This window comes from Cupriavidus necator, from assembly GCF_013141915.1.
In the GTDB taxonomy this organism is placed as follows: Bacteria; Pseudomonadota; Gammaproteobacteria; order Burkholderiales; family Burkholderiaceae; genus Cupriavidus; species Cupriavidus necator_B.
This window is the reverse complement of sequence record NZ_SROX01000008.1, coordinates 1-14984: the sequence shown is the minus strand read 5'-3', so window position 1 is coordinate 14984 and position 14984 is coordinate 1. Positions and strand designations below refer to the sequence as shown.

At 66.9% G+C, this 14984-nt stretch carries 13 protein-coding genes and 1 tRNA gene; 4 read left to right on the top strand and 10 right to left on the bottom strand.

The genetic code is table 11. The features are described from left to right. Window positions 1–8: 8 nt before the first annotated feature. Entirely contained in the window at window positions 9–1028 is a 1020-nt protein-coding gene (locus E5S69_RS16180; protein ID WP_423766644.1) for a glycosyltransferase family 4 protein, read from the bottom strand. 68 nt (window positions 1029–1096) lie between these two features. Further along, the gene (locus E5S69_RS16175) at window positions 1097–2386 is read right to left on the bottom strand and encodes an O-antigen ligase family protein (RefSeq protein ID WP_171515677.1); all 1290 of its coding nucleotides are present in this window, start codon (window positions 2384–2386) and stop codon (window positions 1097–1099) included. A gap of 382 nt (window positions 2387–2768) precedes the next feature. Between E5S69_RS16175 and E5S69_RS16170 the strand changes: the two genes are divergently transcribed. After that, window positions 2769–3593 carry an META and DUF4377 domain-containing protein gene (locus tag E5S69_RS16170; protein WP_171515676.1) on the top strand — a complete coding sequence of 275 codons (825 nt, stop codon included), beginning with the start codon at window positions 2769–2771 and terminating at the stop codon, window positions 3591–3593. 78 nt (window positions 3594–3671) lie between these two features. Here the strand turns inward: E5S69_RS16170 and E5S69_RS16165 are convergent, their stop codons facing one another. From E5S69_RS16165 to E5S69_RS16140, 6 genes are all read right to left on the bottom strand, one after another. Then, complete coding sequence (locus E5S69_RS16165) at window positions 3672–5177, bottom strand: TolC family outer membrane protein (protein ID WP_171515675.1); 1506 nt, start codon at window positions 5175–5177, stop codon at window positions 3672–3674. 76 nt (window positions 5178–5253) lie between these two features. After that, window positions 5254–5577, bottom strand: a complete 324-nt coding sequence (locus tag E5S69_RS16160; RefSeq protein WP_171515674.1) for a rhodanese-like domain-containing protein — start codon at window positions 5575–5577, stop codon at window positions 5254–5256. 12 nt (window positions 5578–5589) lie between these two features. Beyond that, on the bottom strand, window positions 5590–6243 hold the full coding sequence (locus tag E5S69_RS16155) for a protein-L-isoaspartate O-methyltransferase family protein (protein ID WP_171515673.1): 654 nt from the start codon (window positions 6241–6243) through the stop codon (window positions 5590–5592). 113 nt (window positions 6244–6356) lie between these two features. Then, complete coding sequence (locus E5S69_RS16150; RefSeq protein WP_171515672.1) at window positions 6357–9593, bottom strand: efflux RND transporter permease subunit; 3237 nt, start codon at window positions 9591–9593, stop codon at window positions 6357–6359. A 20-nt stretch (window positions 9594–9613) separates the two neighbouring features. After that, complete coding sequence (locus tag E5S69_RS16145) at window positions 9614–10723, bottom strand: efflux RND transporter periplasmic adaptor subunit (protein WP_171515671.1); 1110 nt, start codon at window positions 10721–10723, stop codon at window positions 9614–9616. After that, window positions 10720–11544 carry a TetR family transcriptional regulator gene (locus tag E5S69_RS16140; protein ID WP_171515670.1) on the bottom strand — a complete coding sequence of 275 codons (825 nt, stop codon included), beginning with the start codon at window positions 11542–11544 and terminating at the stop codon, window positions 10720–10722. Before E5S69_RS16140 ends, E5S69_RS16145 begins: the two co-directional genes overlap by 4 nt. Window positions 11545–11805: 261 nt before the next feature. On the opposite strand from E5S69_RS16140, the gene E5S69_RS16135 reads away from it, so the two are divergent. The 3 genes from E5S69_RS16135 (at window position 11806) to E5S69_RS16125 (ending at window position 13664) form a co-directional block, all read left to right on the top strand. After that, window positions 11806–12102, top strand: a complete 297-nt coding sequence (locus E5S69_RS16135) for a YkgJ family cysteine cluster protein (RefSeq protein ID WP_171515669.1) — start codon at window positions 11806–11808, stop codon at window positions 12100–12102. Window positions 12103–12142: 40 nt separating this feature from the next. Next, on the top strand, window positions 12143–12703 hold the full coding sequence (locus E5S69_RS16130) for a DUF1439 domain-containing protein (protein WP_171515668.1): 561 nt from the start codon (window positions 12143–12145) through the stop codon (window positions 12701–12703). Window positions 12704–12782: 79 nt separating this feature from the next. Continuing rightward, window positions 12783–13664, top strand: a complete 882-nt coding sequence (locus E5S69_RS16125; RefSeq protein WP_171515907.1) for an undecaprenyl-diphosphate phosphatase — start codon at window positions 12783–12785, stop codon at window positions 13662–13664. 70 nt (window positions 13665–13734) lie between these two features. Here E5S69_RS16125 and trmB read toward each other — a convergent pair whose 3' ends face one another. Together trmB and E5S69_RS16115 are read right to left on the bottom strand one after the other, a co-directional pair. Further along, the gene (gene trmB / locus E5S69_RS16120; RefSeq protein WP_171515667.1) at window positions 13735–14517 is read right to left on the bottom strand and encodes a tRNA (guanosine(46)-N7)-methyltransferase TrmB; all 783 of its coding nucleotides are present in this window, start codon (window positions 14515–14517) and stop codon (window positions 13735–13737) included. Window positions 14518–14581: 64 nt separating this feature from the next. Continuing rightward, window positions 14582–14656 (bottom strand) — tRNA-Gly (locus tag E5S69_RS16115). Window positions 14657–14984 lie beyond the last annotated feature (328 nt).

Here is a 14984-nt window from a genome sequence, read left to right as displayed (position 1 = left end):
TTCGGCGCTTATCCCGGCGCCCTGAACAGCTTATCCCACTGCAGGGCAATGCTTTCCAGCGCAAACGCGCTGGCCTTGTGGCGGCCGTTTGCGCCAAGACGTGCCGCCAGCTCGGGTTGCCGGATCACGGTCAGCAGCGCGCCGGCCAACGCCTCGGCGTGGTCCGTGGCGACCACCAGTGCGTCGTCGCCCGGACTGAGCAACTCACGCGGTCCGGTCTCGCAATCGGTTGATACGATCGGCAGTCCGAAAGCCATGGCTTCGATCAGCACCAGCCCGAATCCTTCGTAGCGCGAACTCAGGCAGAAGACCGATGCCTGGCCATAGGTCTGCAACGGATCATGGCAAACGCCCGGCAAGCTGGCGCTGCCTTGCAGCCCGAGCTCCCGGATCAACGCCATCAGGCGGGGACGCTCCTCGCCTTCGCCATGGATCACCAGTTGCCATTCGGGCGCTTCCGCTGCCACGGTCTGCCATGCGCGCAGCAGGACGTCGAATCCCTTGGCCGGCACCAGCCGCCCCATTGCAAGCACCGTCTTGCGCGCGCGCGGCGCCGGTGCAGCCGGCATGGGAAAGGGCAGGGGATTTGGCATGCAGACCACTTCGCTGCGCGGCTGCAGGGCGTCAAGCCAGCGGTGGCGGTCCCGTTCGGTCAGCACGACGACGTGCCGGCAGAATCGCGCCGCCAACCGGCGCGCCAGCCTGCGTGCCGGCTTGCCCAGGTCCTCGTCGAAGTGGCAATGCTCCCAGGCGATATGGTGCAGGCCCAGGCCGAGCGTGGCGGGTCGCACGAACAGTTCCAGCATGGTGTCCACCTGCACCAGTACATCGACGCGATGCGCGATGCAGTGCCTGCGGATGCCGGCCAGCGTGGCGAAATAGGCGCGCTTGAAAGACGGCCGCTGGGCGAACACCGCTTCATGTCGCACCTCGGGGTGCAATGGAAACTGGCTCGCGGTGTCCCACAGGCTCAGGATGGTGACGTGATGCCCAATCGCAGCGAGCGAGTTCGCGATGGTGGCGGTCATCCGTTCCGCGCCGGCCATCGCGTTTAGGGTGCCGGTTAGAAAGCAGATATGACGCTGCGCGCCCGGGTTCAAGGCGCCATGGGCGCCGACATCTTGGACTGGCGCGCGACAACGTAGGCAAAGCAAAACGCCATGACCAGGCTATAGAAGGCATTGACCAGCGTCGTGGCGAACATGACCTCGGTCAGCCCAAACACCATGAAGCCGCTGCACAGGGCCAGGCCCATGGCGCTGGCGACCCGCGTGCCCCGATCGGTTCCGCGAAGGTGGCGCAGAAAGAAAGCGGCGGGCACGAGGTAAAGCGCAAGAATGGCCAGCAGTCCTGGAATGCCAAGCGTCGCTGCCGCATGCAATAGCTCATTGTGGGAATGTGGCATGGTGGCGGCCAGCGGAGTGATGACGTGCCGGGCGGCAAAGGTCTGCAGGGCTGCCTCGAAGTGTTCCGGCCCTACGCCGGTCCACGGGTGTGCCTGGATCAGTTCGAGCGATGCCCGCCAGAGCTGCAACCGGACCCCGATCGAGGTATCCGAAGTTACATGCTGAACAGATTGAGACAGTTCCGATACAACCGCAGCCGTCCGCTGCTGAACCATCGCACTGCTGTACCAGCCTAGCACCATCAGCCCGAGCAATCCCGCCAGCACCGCTGCCTTGTGCCACCGTTTCAACCTGCGCGAGGCCGCCAGTGCGATCAGCGCCAGCACCGGAATGGCCAGCCAGCCGCCGCGTGTGCCGCTCATGTAAGAGGCGTACAGGCCGGCGAACCCAGCCACCAGTTTCAGGCCGGCCTGCAAATACTCGCCGGGACGGTTCCATCCGATCGAAATCACCGCGAGCATGCCCGTCAGCAGGGCCAGGTTGCCGAAGGGAATGACATTGGAAAAGCCGACGTGGCTGGGGCGCCCGGCTGCGGCGACCTCATGCAGCCACAAGGCGGATACCAGCGCACAGACCATGAAGCCCCACTGGATGCTCTGCATGCCGGGCCGGCCGAGGCGCACCATGCCAATGACCAGGGGAATGAACAGCGCGAAACGCAGGTAAAGATAGGGAACATGCAGGGTCTCGGCCCCAGTCGCCAGTTGCTGGATCAGCACTGCCAGCGGCAGGCCCGCCATGGCCAGCATGAAGGGCCAGTACCGGCGCAGGATCGCGCCATATTCGGCCACGCCCGCGCGCCCGCTGGAAGCCAGCGCGATGGCGCTCCACCCCAGCAACAGTCCGAAGCAGGTGTTGCTGAGCGACGGCTTGACAAACATCAGCGCGGGAAACGCCGCCAGGACTACACACGCGCTCAGGTACAGAGCTTTGTCGATCCCGAACCATAGGGACCCTTGCAATCTCGTCATCAAGAGCATGGAGAAAGGTTTCCGGAGGAAGGTTGGTGCACTTTGCGATGCGTGCCATTCCATCCGTCTTATTATTGTCGCCGCCTCCTGAGGAGCGGTGTCCCGTGCTGGCATTGCTGCGCGGGGCGAAGCGATTATATCGGATGGCTACGGTGGCACTTCTTGACGTTCCGCATCCTAGCCGGATGCGAGCCTCGGTCCGTTACAGGATGTATGTGCCGTTTGAAGCGCTTCGGTCGCGGTTTGGCGGGGCGGCTTGCTAAACTGAAGGTCTATGGCGGGGTGCATTTTTCAGCATGCCGCTTGTCAGACCCATGAACTCAGACCGATGAATTCAGATCCATGAATTCAGACGCACCAATTTGCCTCGATAGCCCCTACAGGAGTTCTCATGCAGAGCCGTAACCGCCTGATTTCCTTCGCGCCAAGTGGCCGCGGCGCGGCCGCCTTGCTGGTCGCAGCCATGCTCGGCGCCTGTACCACCGCAACCGCGCCGAATCTTCCCTCCGCCGGTACCAATCTCAACCAGACCCAACCCTCCGGCCCGAGCCGCTGGGAATTGGTGCGGTGGCAGCAGCCGGACGGCTCCCAGCGCGAGATCCCGCATGGCGACAACGGCCAGCCGATCATCTTCGAGTTCAACGAGGGCATCGATGCCGCGCAGGGCACGGTCAGCGGCACCAGCGGCTGCAATCGCTTTACCGGCAGCTATGGCAAGACCGATACCGGCATCCGCTTCGACCGTATCGCCGGCACGCGCATGGCATGCCCGCCACCGCGCATGGATCTGGAGTCGGCGCTGCTGAAGGCGATGCAGACGCCGTTTGCCACCGTGGGCACGCAGCCGTCGGCGGGCAGTACCGGCCGGCAGATCATCTGGAAGACCGCGGACGGCAATCTGCTGCAATTCGTCGAGCGCGAAGGGGTGGGCAAGCGTGGCGCGCGCGTGGAGGCCGCGGGCGTGGAGAAGACGGTCTATCTCGACTCGCAGCGCGTGGAATGCTCGGGCGTGGGCAAGATGACGTGCTACCGCTGGCGTGAGTCGCCGGACGCGCCGTGGCAACTCTGGTATGGGCCGATCGAAGGGCTGGATTTCGAGCCGGGCGTGTCGTACAGGCTGCGCGTGCGCGAATACCAGGTGGCGAATCCGCCGGCGGATGCGTCGGCGATCCGCTGGCAGTTGCTGAACGTGGAGTCGCGCACGCGCGCGAAGTAGGCAGGCGGCTCCCTCTCCCGCAGGCGGGAGAGCGGAGCACCCAAGTGGGAATTTAAGGCCGGCGGTCTGCGCCTTCGCTCAGGAGCGCGGCTTGCGGCTTGCCGCAGCGTCGCGCCGATCCGCCGTCGCCGCAGGCTTTGCCTGGGCTTTGGCACCAGCCGGCGCCGGCACCGGCAGCTTGTACAGCGCTCCCGGCGACGAGGTCAGCAGCGTGTTGATCTGCACCACGTCCGCTTCCTGCAGCACGCCGGTGGAGGCCTTCAGCCGCAGCCCGTTCATGATGGTGTCGTAGCGGGCCTTGGCCAGGTCGCGGCGGGTGGAGAACAGTTGCGCTTCGGCGTTCAGCACGTCGATATTGATGCGCACGCCCACGTCATAGCCAAGCTGGTTGGATTCCACCGCGCTGGTGGCCGAGCGTTCGGCCGCTTCCAGCGCCTTGACCTGGGCCAGGCCGTTGGAGACACCGGAGAAGGTCTGGCGCGCGCTCTGTGCGGCGGTGCGGCGGGCGAATTCGAGGTCGCTGGCGGCCTTGTCGGCCAGGGCGATGGTCTCGCGCACGCGCGACTGGATCTGGCCGCCCGAGAAAATCGGCATGGTCAGCTGTACGCCGATCTGCGAGGCGTTGTAGTGCGTCGAGATCGCCTGCGTGGCGCTGCCGGTCTGGTTGTTGAAGCCGTACGAGGCCACCAGGTCGACCGACGGCAGGTGTCCCGCCTTGGCCTTGTTGGTCTCGCGCTGCGCGGTCTCGAGGTTGTAGCTGGCCAGGTTGACCTGCAGGTTGCTGGTCTCGGCCTGCGCCGCCCAGGCGTTGACGTCGGGCGGCTGCGGGCCGGGGATGGGGGCTTCGGGGCGCAGGCCCAGCAGTTCGTCGACCGGTTTGCCGGTGACCTGCTGTAGCGTGGCGCGCTTGATTTCCAGGTCGCTCTGCGCGGCGATCTCGGTCGAGGTGGCCAGGTCGAAGCGGGCCTGGGCGTCGTTGGCGTCGACGATGGTGGCGGTGCCGACCTCGAAATTGCGTTTGGCCTGTTCCAGCTGCTCGGAGATAGCCTTCTTCTGCGCGCGCGCGAGGTAGAGGTTGTCCTGCGCCGCCAGCACATCGAAATACGCCTGCGCGCTGCGCGTGATCAGGTCGAGCTCGGCCTGGTGGAAGCTTACTTCGCCCGCCAGCGCGGCCAGCTCGCCCTGCTTGTAGGTTTCCCAGCGGTCCCAGCGGAACAGCGGCTGGCTCAGCTGCAGCTGCCAGTTGTTGTTATTGAAGAAACGCGTGCCGGAGGCGCTGGGCGCGCCGCCGATCGGCAGCGAGGCGGTCTGGTCCAGCTTGGTGCGGTTGGCGCCCGCGGTACCCACCACCTGCGGCAGCAGGCCCGCGCGGCCCTGCGGCAGCTTCTCGCGCGTGGCCAGCAGCTGCGCCCGCGCGCTGGCGAACTGGGCGTCGTTGGCTTGCGCATCGCGGTAGACCTGGAGCAAGTCGGCCGCGCTGGCCGGCGCCGCGGGCAGCACGGCCAGCAGCGGGGCCAGCAGGGAAACCGCGATCGCCAGGCGCGTCCGGATCGCTCCGGGCTGGGCGTTGGGCGCAAACGTCATGACACCTCCAGGTTGCCGGGCGGGTGCCGCGGCCGACAGTCGTTTCTTCTTAGTGTTGCTGCGCTGGCCTGCCGCTTCAGTACTTCGGCATGGCGGGGTCGACCTGGCTGGCCCAGGCGTCGACGCCACCGGTCAGGTTGTAGACCTTGGCGTAGCCCTGGCGCTCCAGGTAGGCCGCCACCTGCATGCTGCGCGCGCCGTGGTGGCAGATGCAGACGATGTCGGCGTCTTCGTCGAGTTCGGCGGCGCGCGCCGGGATGTCGCGCATCGGGATGTGGGTGATGCCGGGCAGGGCGCAGGTCTGCACCTCCCAGCCTTCACGCACGTCGAGCAGGACCGGCTTGGCGCGGCTGGCATCGGCCAGCCACTGGGCCAGTTCGGTCGCTTGGATGACCTGCATGGTGGGGTGTCCTCAGAACTGGAACTGCGACGGCCGGGTCGCGCCCTGCAGGGGCTTGACCGCGGTTTCGAACAGGTTGACGACCTGGTACTCGGTCTCGGACACGCGCGTGACCAGGCGCGCTTCCATCACCGGCAGCTCGCCGACAAAGGCGGCGATGCGCCCGCCCACCTTCACCTGCGCCAGGATCGAGGGCGGGATGGCCGGCAGCGAGCCCGAGATGCAGATCACGTCGTACGGTGCGGCGGCGCCCCAGCCGTCGGCGGCATTGCCCTCGGCGACGTCGACGTTGGTGACGCCGGCATTGGCCAGGTTGGTGCGGGCCAGCTCGACCAGCTCGGGCACGATGTCGACGGTCAGCACGTGGCGGGCGCGGTTGGCCAGCAGCGCGGCCATGTAGCCGGATCCGGCGCCGATCTCCAGCACGGTCTCATGCTTGCGCACCGCCAGGTCCTGCAGGATGCGGGCCTCGACGCGCGGCGCCAGCATGTTCTGCCCGGCGGGCAGCGGAATCTCCATGTCGACGAACGCCAGCGAGGCGTACGCGGGCGGGACGAACTGCTCCCGCTTGACCACCGCCAGCAGGTCCAGGATTTCCTGGTCCAGCACGTCCCACGGGCGGATTTGCTGTTCGATCATGTTGAATCGGGCTTTTTCGAGATCCATCTTGCCATTCCTTACCAATGCCAACCGCTGTCGGTCTGTGCGCCGGCCGCGCGGTGCCACGGCCGGACAGTCTTATCAAACCCGTTATTTTAACCTTGCAGGCGCCGGCGGGCTCATTCCGCGCTGCCCTCCGCCTGGGCCGGACGGTCGGATGCCGCAGGCCGGCCGGATCCGGCCGCCGCGGGCGCTGCCGGCGTGGCGGCGGGCCTGCCCTGCCACAGCCGGCGCAGCCATGCGCCGAAATCATCAAGATACGTATAGATCACCGGCACCACCACCAACGTCAGGATCGACGAGGTGATGATCCCGCCGATCACGGTCTGCCCCATCGGCGCGCGCTGCTCGGCGCCTTCCCCCAGGCTGAAGGCGAGCGGCACCATGCCGAAGATCATCGCCAGCGTCGTCATCAGGATCGGCCGCAGCCGCACGCGCGCGGCTTCGACCAGGGCCGCCTCGCGCGACAGCGGTTCGCGGCCATCCGCGCCGTCCGCATGGCCCTGGCGTGCCTGATTGGCGAAGTCCACCAGCAGGATCGCATTCTTGGTCACCAGCCCCATCAGCATGATGAAGCCGATGATCGAGAACATGTTCAGCGTCGAGCCGAACAGCAGCAGCGCGGCGAACACGCCGGCCAGTGTCAGCGGCAGCGAGGTCATGATGGCAACCGGCTGGAAGAAGCTGCCGAACTGCGAGGCCAGGATCATGTAGATGAAGATCACCGCCAGCGCCAGCGCCGACACGGCGTAGCCGAACGACTCGTTCATCGACTTGGTCGAGCCGCCGAAGCGGTACTTGTAGCCGGCCGGCCAGTTCACGCCGTCAAGCGCCGCCTTGACATCGCGCGCGACTTCGCCGGCCGAGCGCCCGGCTACGTTGGCGGTCAGCTCGACTTCCCGGTTCAGGTCGCGCCGGCTGATTTGGTTCGCGCCAGTGGTCGGCACCAGTTCGGCGATCTGGCGCAGCGGCACCATCTTTGGCGAGCCGTCGGCGTTGGTATGGCTGCTGGCGATCATCAGCGCGCTGAGGTCGGCCATGCCGGTGCGCGCGTCCTTGGGCAGGCGCACGCGCACGTCATAGTTCTCGTCGTCCGGCGCGCGCCACGAACTGATGGCATCGCCGGCCAGCAGCGGCCGCAGCGCATTGCCGATCTGCGCCACGCCCACGCCAAGGTCCGAGGCCAGCTCGCGGCGGATGCGCACCTCGATGGTAGGGCGGTCATCCTTCATGCTCGAATCGAGATCGGTCAGGCCGCGGATGGCGGTCATGCGCGCGCTGGCTTCGCGCGACAGGCGCCGCAGCTCGTCCAGGTCGTCGCCCTGGATCGACACCTGGATCGCCTTCTGGCCGCCGGCGCCGTCGGGCATGCCGACCATGGTCAGCGTGATGCCGGCAATGGCGGCCAGGCGCTGGCGGATCAGCGGGTTCAGCTGCGCGGTGGACAGTGCGCGCGCGCGGCGCTCGGTCAGGCGCACCGACACCAGCGCGTTGTTGCGGCCCGAGGCGTTGCCCGAGTTGATGGTGGCGTAGGTGTAGGCGACTTCGGGAAAGGCCTTCAGCGCGGCTTCCACCTGCCGAACCTTGGCCTCGGTGATGTCGAGCGAGGTGCCGACCGGCGTGGTAAAGCCGACCTGGGTCTCGCCCAGGTCCGCATTGGGCACAAACTCCGTGCCGATCAGCGGCACCAGCGCAAAGCTGCCGAAGAAGGTCGCGGCGGCGATGATGGCGGTGGCCAGCCGATGCTTCAGCGCCCACCCCAGCATGCCGGCATAGCCGTCGCCAAGCTTGTCCATCCTCGCCGAGAACCAGTCCAGCACCCGCCCCACGGTGCGCCCGTACCAGCTGGTCTTGTTGCCGGTGCCGTGCAGGTCCGGGTCGTGCCAGACCGAAGACAGCATCGGGTCCAGCGTGAACGAGACGAACATCGAGATCAGCACCGCCGCCACCACGGTGATGCCGAACTGGTGGAAGAAGCGCCCGATGATGCCGCCCATGAAGCCCACCGGCAGGAACACCGCGACGATCGAGAAGGTGGTGGCCAGCACCGCCAGTCCGATCTCGTTGGTGCCGTCCAGCGCCGCGCTGCGGTGGTCCTTGCCCATCAGGTTGTGGCGCACGATGTTCTCGCGCACCACGATGGCATCGTCGATCAGCAGGCCCACGCACAGCGACAGCGCCATCAGCGTGATCACGTTGAGCGTGAAGCCGCACAGGTACATCACGCCAAAGGTGCCGATCAGCGCGATCGGCAGCGTCAGTCCGGTAATCACCGTGCTGCGCCACGAGCCGAGAAACAGGAACACGATCGCCACGGTCAGGAAGGCACCTTCCAGCAGCGTCGAGCGCACCTCCTTCACGCTGCGGCGGATGCCGCGCGCGGTGTCGTTGACCACGTTCAGCTGCACGCCGGCCGGCACCAGCTTGCGTATTTCCTCGGTCATGCGCACCAGGCCGTCGACGGTGTCGACGGTGTTCTGGCCCTGCGCCTTCACCACCGACAGGAACAGTGCGCGCTTGCCGTCGAGCAGCGCCAGGCTTTCCTGCTCTTCCTCGCCGTCGCGCACGTCGGCGATCTCGCCCAGCGTCACCGGCTGGCCGGCGCGGCGCGCCACGATGATCTGGCGGAACGCATCGGGCGTGGGCACGCGGCCCTTGATCTGCACCACGGTCTCCGTCGCCGCGGAACGCAGTTCGCCCGCGGGCAGCTCCTGGTTCTCGTTGCGGATCGCGTTCATGACCTGGTCCACGCCGATGCCCAGCGCCTCCAGCTGCGCCGGCCGGATGCGGATCTCGACCTCGCGCCTGGTGCCGCCCACGAGGTTGATGGCGCCCACGCCGCGCACGGTTTCCAGCCGCTTGCGCACGATCTGGTCGGCGATGGTGGTCAGCTCGCGCTGGCTGCGGCTGGCGCCCGGCGCGTTGGAAACGGACAGATAGAAGATTGGCGCGTCCGACGGGTCATAGCGCAGCACGCGCGGTTCCTTGACCTCGTCGCGGAACTGCGGGCGGATCAGCGCGATCTTGTCGCGCACGTCCTGCGCGGCCTGACCGACATCGACGCTCAGGTCGAACTTGATCACGACGACCGAGGTGCCCTGGTAGGAGTGCGAAAAGATCTCGTCAATGCCGGAGATGGTGTTGACGATCTCCTCCACCTTGCGCGTGACATCGGACTCCACCGACTCCGGCGCGGCGCCCGGGTAGTCGGTCTGCACCACCACCACCGGGAAGGTGATGTCGGGAAACTGGTCGACCGGCAGCCGCTGGTAAGAGAACAGCCCCACCACGATGAAGGCCATCATCATCATGGTGGCCAGCACCGGGTTGCGAATCGACAGGCGGGTGAACCACATGGCGCGCGTCCTTTACACCGTCAGGCCTTGACGCGCCTGACCTGGCTGCCGCTGCGCAGCGTGCCGAGGTTGTTGCGCACGATCTCGGCACCGGCGTCCAGCCCGGAGACGATTTCCACCATCCCGCCGGCTTCGTCGCGCAGGCCCAGCTGCACCGGCCGTTCCGCCAGCGTGTTGCGCTCGATCGCATAGACGAAGGCGCGTTCGCCCTCGGTGCGCACCGCCGAGGCCGGCACCGCCACCACGCCGGCGCGTTGGCCCAGCACCAGCGCGCCCCGCGCGAACATGCCCGCGCGCAGCAGCTGGTCGGCATTCTCAACCCGGATGTAGACCATGATGCTGCGCGTGCCCTCGCTGACGGCCGGATTGATGCGCACCAGCTTGCCGGTAAAGCGGCCGGCGCCTTCCACTTGCAGCGCCACCGGCTGACCCACCGCGGCGCGTGCCACATCGGCCATCGGGATCGGCGCTTCCAGTTCCAGCACGCGCAGGTCGACCACGTCGACCAGGCGCGTATCGGGCGAGACTTTCTCACCCGGTTGCGCTTTGCGCGCGGCCACCATGCCGTCGAGCGGCGCCTTGACCACGGTGTCGGCCAGCGCCTTCTGCGCCACCGCCAGCCCGCCCTCGGCGGCGTCAAGGTTGGCGCGGGCGACCGCCAGGTCGGACTGGTACTTGTCGAAGGCGGTCTTGGAGATAAAGCCCTTGTCGACCAGCTCGCGGTTGCGTTCCCAGGTCTGGCGCGAATTCTCGAACTGGCCGCGCGCGGCCAGCATCTGCCCGCGCGCCTGCGCGACGCGGGCCTCGTATTCGGCCGGGTCGATGCGCACGATCACCTGGCCGGCGCGTACCGGCTCGCCTTCGCGTACCAGCACCTGCTTCACCTCGCCCGAGACCTTGGCCTTGACCGAGGCCTGGTTCAGCGCACGCAGGCTGCCCGACAGCGGCAGCGACAACTGCAGGTCCTGGCGCGCCACGCGGACCAGGTCGGTCTGCAGGAACTCCACGATATTGGCGGCCGGTGCCGCCGCTTGCGGCTGGCGCGCGCTGCCGGCCTTGCGCACCGCCACCGTGGCGCTCAGCGCCAGGGCCAGGCAGGCGGCGGCGATCAGCAGGGTCTTTCGCTTCATGTCGGGGTGCCTGGTTGCGGCGCGGCGGGGGAGGGCCCGGCCTCGGCGGCCATCGCGGCGGCGCGTTGCGCCAGCATGTCGTCGCGGATCACTTCCCAGATATAAGGACCGTGCTGCGGCGGCAGCGGCCGGTCGCGGGCTTCGCCGGCGGTCAGTCCGAACAGCAGCGTGTCGAGCAGGCCATCGAGAAAGGCCTCGGGGTCGATGTCCTTCTCGGCGGTGGCGCGCAGCGCGCGCTGCCACATCATCAGGAATACCAGCGGCGCGCAGATCAGCGTGGTGGTGGGGTTGGCCGGCAGCGGGCGGAATTCGCCGCGCGCCACGCCGCGCGCCAGCACCTTGGCGAACAGTTCGTCGCCCGGCACCATCACTTCCTGGTTATAGAAGCGGGCGATGTCGGGGAAGTTGGCTGACTCCGCCATGATCAGCTTGGTCAGACCCGCCACCGGCGTGGCGCCGATCAGTCCCCACCAGCCCCGCAGCAGTTCGCGCAACAGCTCGGGCGTGCTGCCCTGGTAGGCATCGACCAGGTCGGCGCCGCGCGCCAGGGCCGGCACCAGGTTCTCGCGCACCACGGACTTGAACAGCTCTTCCTTGTTGGCGAAGTAGAGATAGACCGTGCCCTTGGACACGCCGGCCGCCGCGGCCACGTCTTCCAGCCGCGTGGCGGCATAACCACGCTCGACAAACAGGTCGAGCGCCGCCGCCACCAGCTCGTGCGGCCGCGCCGCCTTGCGCCGGCTCCAGCGCGGGCTGTCGGCGTCCTTGTGCGGATCGGCGGGTGGCTTGGTCACGGCGGGTTTGCGAAGACTGCGGGGCACGAGGGGCGTCGAAAAAAATTAATAACTTGTGGGTCAGTAATGTAGATGAGGGCCCACGGGGGGTCAAGCTCACCCCTTCGGCGGCAGCGCACCAAAGAGACCGCCACCAAGCTTGCCTTTCTCTATGTGATGGATGGGGCGCATCCGCTGGCGCGGGCCTTACGGCGTTTTCGTTTTCTTACAGGAGGCCAGCAGCCCTTCGGGCACAATGGCGCCTTTATGCTGGCAGCCTTCGTGGGTGCCTGCTCCCGAACCATCATCATGAGTTGCCGGTCAGACCTTTCCTGCCGCGCGGGCTGCGGCGCCTGCTGTATCGCCCCGTCGATCGCCTCGGCGCTGCCCGGCATGCCAGGCGGCAAGCCGGCGGGTGTGGCGTGCGCGCAGTTGCTGCCGGACATGCGCTGCGCGGTGTTCGGCAGCCCCGACCGGCCCGCATTCTGCGGCGGCCTGAAGCCGTCGGCCGAGATGTGCGGCGATTCCCGCGAAGCGGCGCTGCAATGGCTGGCCCGGCTCGAGATCCTGACCGCGCCGTCAGTGACAGGCCAGGGCGCGGCATGACCCCCGCAGTGGTTCCTGATATCCCGCAATCGGAGGCAATATGATCCGGACTTCCCGACGGCGCTGGCTCGCCGCGGCTGCCGCGGCCACGCTGGCCGTGGGGCTGGTTGCCTGCGGCGCCTTCCGCAGCGAATACACCTTTTCGCAAAGCCAGCTGCAGGCGGCGCTCGAACGGAAGTTTCCGTTCAACAAGCGCTACCTGGAGCTATTCGACATCCAGCTGGCCAATCCGCAGCTGACGCTGGATTCTGTGCGCAACCGCGTCAACGTGCAGTTCGACGCCACCATCGACAACAAGCTGTTCTTCAGCCAGGCCCTGACCGGGCGCTTCGCGCTGGACAGCGGGCTGCGCTATGACGAGCCGACCCGCTCGGTGGTGCTGCAGGATCCCGAGGTGAAGCGCTTCGACGTGCAGGGCATGCCGCCGCAGTTTGCGCGCCAGCTCAACGCGCTGGGCGGCATCCTCGCCGAGCAGCTGTTGCAGGGCTATCCGCTCTATACCTTCCGCGAAGACCAGTTGCGCCTTGCCGGCACGCAGGTAGAGCCCGGTACAATCACCGTTTTGCCTGACGGTATCAACGTCAAGATCAACCGCCCCTGACCGGGGCGCCTCGAACAACAATGCAGGCGGTCCAGCGCGCAGCCGGACAACGCCAGTGACTACGTTTCTTTCGTTCCGCATGGAAATCGCACTTGCCCTGAAGGCCGTGATCCTCGGCATCGTCGAAGGCCTGACCGAGTTTCTTCCCATTTCGAGCACGGGCCACCTGATCCTGGCCGGACAGCTGCTCGACTTCAACGACGAGAAGGGCAAGATCTTCGAGATCGTGATCCAGTTCGGCGCCATCCTGGCAGTCTGCTGGGAGTTCCGCGCGCGCATCGGCAAGGTGGTGCGCGGCCTGCGCGACGACCCGCTGTCGCAGCGCTTTGCCGTCAACGTGATCGTCGCCTCAGTACCTGCCATCGTGCTGGCGCTGATTTTCGGCAAATGGATCAAGGCCCATCTGTTCAACCCGATCTCGGTGGCGCTGGCCTTTATCGTTGGCGGCGTGGTGATCCTGCTGGCCGAATGGCGCGAGGCGCGCCGCGGCACGGTCTCGCATCCGCAGGGCAACGCGCTGCTGGAAGCCGCCAAGGCCGGCGCGCCGCGCATCGAGTCGGTCGATGACCTGAACTGGCGCGACGCGCTCAAGGTCGGGCTGGCGCAGTGCTTCGCGCTGGTGCCCGGGACCTCGCGCTCCGGCGCCACCATCATCGGCGGCATGCTGTTCGGCTTGTCGCGGCAGGTGGCCACCGAATTTTCTTTCTTCCTGGCGATCCCGGTGATCTTCGGCGCCACGGTCTACGAACTGTATAAGGCGCGCGCGCTGCTGAGCGCCGACGACCTCGGCATCTTCGCGGTCGGCTTTGTCTTTGCCTTCCTGTCCGCCTTCCTGTGCGTGCGCTGGCTGCTGCGTTTCGTCGCCACGCATGATTTCAAGCCGTTTGCGTGGTACCGCATCGCCTTCGGCATCGTGGTGCTGGTGACCGCGTACACCGGCCTGGTGTCCTGGCACGCCTGACCGGGGCGTTGGCGCAGGCAATAAAAAAGCGTGGCAGATGCCACGCTTTTTGTTTATCCGCCGTCGATGTTCAGGCGCGCTTGCGGAACACCACGTCCCACACGCCGTGCCCCAGCCGCACGCCGCGCCGCTCGAACTTGGTCACGGGCCGGTAATCGGGCCGCTCGGCGAAACCATCCGGCGCCGTCGAGGTGTTCTCCAGCAGCGGCTCGGCCGACAGCACTTCGACCATCTGGTGCGCGTACTCTTCCCAGTCGGTCGCGCAATGGATATAGCCGCCCGGCTTCAGGCGCCCGGCCAGCACCTTCACCAGCGGCGGCTGCACCAGCCGGCGCTTGTTGTGGCGCTTCTTGTGCCACGGGTCCGGAAAGTAGATGTGCACGCCGTCGAGGCTGTTGTCGGTCAGCATATGCGCGATTACCTCGACCGCATCGTGCTGCAGGATCCGCACATTGGACAGGCCGCGCTCCTCGATCAGCTTGAGCAGCGCGCCCACGCCCGGCTCATGCACTTCGCAGCCCAGGAAGTTGTCCTGCGGCCGCAGCCCGGCAATATGCGCGGTGGTCTCGCCCATGCCGAAGCCGATCTCCAGGATCGACGGCGCCTGGCGGCCAAAGGTCGCCTCCCAGTTCAGCGGCTGCGGCGCGTACGGCACAAGCATGCGCGGCCCGACTTCGTCGATGGCGCGCTGCTGCCCGGTGGAGGTCCGGCCCGCGCGGCGCACGAACGAACGGATCCGGCGTGGATGCGCAACGCCTTCAGGATCGGCGGGTGAGGGGGCGGACGCTGGTGCGGCGCTGTCTGCGGGCGCGGCGTCGTCGGCCGGCCCGGTGCTGGGGTCTTGGGGAAGCATGGCAACAAAAGCCGCCGGGCGGATCACCGTAACGGTGGCAAGGGCGGCTTGTCTCGACGGGAAGTGGAGCGGGCGATGGGAATCGAACCCACGTCTTTAGCTTGGGAAGCTAAGGTAATAGCCATTATACGACGCCCGCGTTGGCTTGGGAGCGGATTCTAGCACGATTCTGGCGCCGGTCTATGGCTGACCGGTCCAGGAAGGCGCACCAGCGGTGCGTGCCGTGGGAGAGTTCGGCGCCTGTGATTATGCGGCGCCCCCTTGGCTCTTCATAGAAACCTTTCAGACCAGGGACTTGCAGATCACTAGGTTTAAAGCGTACTGAAGAGTTCCGCCACGCTAATCCGAAGTGCAGTGGCCAGGGTTTCGATCGCATCCAGCGAGGGGTTGGTGTGCATAAGCAGCTTTCGTGATGCCGAAAGCGTGGGGATTTGAGCAAGAACGGTGATGGACGCTGGAGGGGTTCC